Raw genomic sequence first — 574 nt, 5'->3', positions numbered from 1 at the left:
CCAGGACAATATAGGCGACCATGAGCTCTGCGCCCTCCAGCCAGTTGACCTTATGATCCATAAACACTGTGGCGGTGAGGATGACGCTGATAACAATCCCGAGCAGCTCCATCGAGGTATAGACATATTCCATCGTATTCCCGAGCATTGCGCTCCAGATGACCATGAGCGGCGTCACGAACAACGCAATCTGCATGCTGGAACCAACCGCGATCTCGATGCTGATGTTGATCTTTCCCTTGATCGCCATAAGGCACGCGGAAGCATGCTCTGCCACGTTTCCCAGAATGGGGATCAGGATAATGCCGATGAACGCTTCCCCCAGACCGAACTGCTCTGCGGCACCTTCCACGGTACTGACCAGGATTTCACTCATCACAGCCACGGCTACCGCCGCCGCGGCCATAATGACGACGCCCTTTTTCAATGACCATTCCGGTTCTTCCTCTTCCTCACCGTCGTCAGCATCCTCCAAAAAGATATCCCTATGCGTAATCAAAGAGAAAATCAGCCCCAATATGTACAGCACAAGCATGACGATCGCCAGCGCAAGACTGAATTCCTTTACCGCGTT

General features: G+C 53.0%; 1 protein-coding gene. It reads right to left on the bottom strand.

Translation table 11 applies throughout. The features are described 5' to 3' along the window. Positions 1 to 574 (bottom strand): calcium:proton exchanger (locus tag TY09_RS17525; protein WP_042437087.1); only part of this gene is annotated, 574 nt, incomplete at both ends.

Source organism: Faecalispora jeddahensis, assembly GCF_000577335.1.
Classification (GTDB): Bacteria; Bacillota; Clostridia; order Oscillospirales; family Acutalibacteraceae; genus Faecalispora; species Faecalispora jeddahensis.
This window is presented reverse-complemented; position numbering and strand designations above follow the sequence as displayed.